A 2,203-nucleotide genomic window follows, 5' to 3' on the forward strand; every position below is an offset into this window, starting at 1 on the left:
TTTCTCGAACGCGAAGCGCGGGATCTTGGTGACGACATAGTCGATGGTCGGCTCGAAGCTGGCGGGCGTGACCTTGGTGATGTCGTTGTCCAGCTCGTCCAGCGTATAGCCCACGGCCAGTTTCGCGGCGATCTTGGCGATCGGGAAGCCGGTGGCCTTCGACGCCAGCGCCGAGGAGCGCGAGACGCGGGGGTTCATCTCGATCACGACCATGCGGCCGTCTTGGGGGTTCACCGCCCATTGCACGTTCGAGCCGCCGGTTTCGACGCCGATTTCGCGCAGAACCGCGATCGAGGCCGAGCGCATCGCCTGATATTCTTTGTCCGTCAGGGTCAGGGCCGGGGCCACGGTGATGGAATCACCCGTGTGCACGCCCATGGGGTCCACGTTTTCAATGGAACAGACGATGATGGCGTTGTCGGCGCGGTCGCGCACGACTTCCATTTCGTATTCCTTCCAGCCGAGCAGGGATTCATCGACAAGGATCTGGCCGACCGGAGAGGCCTCCATCCCGGAACGGCAGTAGTATTCGTAATCGTCGCGGTTGTAGGCGACGCCGCCGCCGGTGCCACCCAGGGTAAAGGCGGGGCGGATGATCGCGGGCAGGCCGATGTCTTCCAGCGCGGCCATCGCTTCGGACAGGCCGGCGGCGATGTCGAACTTGCCGTCCTTCTTGGGGGCGGTGACGATGGTGGCCTTGGGGTTTTCCAGGCCGATGCGATCCATCGCTTCGCGGAACAGTTTGCGATCTTCCGCCATTTCAATGGCTTCGCGCTTGGCCCCGATCATCTCGACGCCGAATTTCTTCAGCACGCCCATCTCTTCCAGCGCAAGAGAGGTGTTCAGGCCGGTCTGGCCGCCCATGGTCGGCAGCAGCGCGTCGGGGCGTTCTTTTTCGATGATCTTGGCGACGACCTCGGGGGTGATCGGTTCGATATAGGTCGCATCCGCCAGGCCGGGGTCGGTCATGATCGTGGCGGGGTTCGAGTTCACCAGGATGACGCGGTAGCCTTCCTCGCGCAGGGCCTTGCAGGCCTGGGCACCGGAATAGTCGAATTCGCAGGCCTGGCCGATCACGATGGGGCCTGCCCCGATGATCATGATGGACGAGATATCTGTTCTTTTCGGCATGGTCATCCCCGGGTCAGCGCAAATTGTTGCGCGTTATAGCCATGAAGCGACCCGGCGCAAGGGGCTGCGACCCGGATCGCACGGAAAGGCGGCGTTTCGATCGGATAGGGCGAATCAGCGCCTTGTATCTCGGAACGAGGTGATTAGAATAAGGCACAACGCAAGGGGGCGGTACGGGTGACGTGCCGCCTTTGGTTCTAAGTGGCCCCGGGGGCTGCGCAGAGTGAAAAGGAAGGCGTCCATGTCCTGGACCGATGAACGTGTCGAGCTGCTGAAGAAGATGTGGACCGAAGGCCAGTCCGCCAGCCAGATCGCGAAAGAGCTGGGCGGGGTGACCCGCAACGCCGTGATCGGCAAGGTGCACCGCCTGGGCCTGTCCAACCGCTCGGGCGGGGGCAGCGCCAGCGCCGCCCCGGCTGCCGCCGCCAAGCCCGAGGCCAAGCCCAAGCCCGCCGCCAAGCCCGCAGCGGCCCCGGCCCCCGCGCCGGAGCCCGAGGTCGAAGAAGACGATGACGAGCCGCGCACCACCTCGGCCGCGCCGCAGGGTGTGCCGTCGCGCAAGGCCATCGTGCCCGCCGGTCAGCCGCTGCCGCCGCAGCCCTCGGCCAACGAGATCAGCCCCGAGGCCCTGGCCAAGGTGAACGCGGTCGAGAAGAAGGCGAAGAAGCTGTCGCTGATGGAGCTGACCGAGCGGACCTGCAAATGGCCCGTCGGCGACCCGGCGACCGAGAAGTTCTGGTTCTGCGGTCTGCCGGTGCAGCAGGGCAAGCCCTACTGCGAGGCGCATGTGGGTGTGGCCTTCCAGCCGATGTCCTCGCGCCGTGCTCGCCGCCGCTGATCGGGCTGTCCCGATGTGAGGGTGCTGCGCGACGGTCCTGAGGGGCGGCGCGGGCGGAAAGGGGGAAGGGGGCTGTCTGCCCCCTCCGCCGCAAATGCCGGGGCATTTGCGCCTACCCCCGAGGATATTTTCGAAAACCAAAGAGATATGTCCGTCAGGCGCAGGTTAGGCGTTGTGCAGACCGGGTCTGAGGGCTGGCCAGAGCGTGGGTCGGTGCGCCGTTTCCTCAGGCAG

At 65.3% G+C, this 2,203-nt stretch carries 2 protein-coding genes; one reads left to right on the top strand and one right to left on the bottom strand.

The features are described from left to right. A partial coding sequence (gene carB / locus ACEQXV_RS15765) for a carbamoyl-phosphate synthase large subunit (RefSeq protein ID WP_370269963.1) occupies window positions 1-1,131 on the bottom strand: 1,131 nt, incomplete at its 3' end. Between the two features lie 241 nt (window positions 1,132-1,372). Here carB and ACEQXV_RS15770 point away from each other — a divergent pair. Next, window positions 1,373-1,969 (top strand): GcrA family cell cycle regulator, encoded by a 597-nt coding sequence (locus tag ACEQXV_RS15770; protein WP_370269965.1) that lies wholly within the window; start codon window positions 1,373-1,375, stop codon window positions 1,967-1,969. Window positions 1,970-2,203 lie beyond the last annotated feature (234 nt).

The sequence above is a fragment of the Nioella sp. genome (genome assembly GCF_964229645.1).
GTDB lineage: Bacteria > Pseudomonadota > Alphaproteobacteria > Rhodobacterales > Rhodobacteraceae > Nioella.

Coding starts and splice junctions, on each gene's coding strand:
- ACEQXV_RS15770 (WP_370269965.1), top strand. CDS start 1,373: ATGTCCTGGACCGATGAACGTGTCGAGCTGCTGAAGAAGATGTGGACC.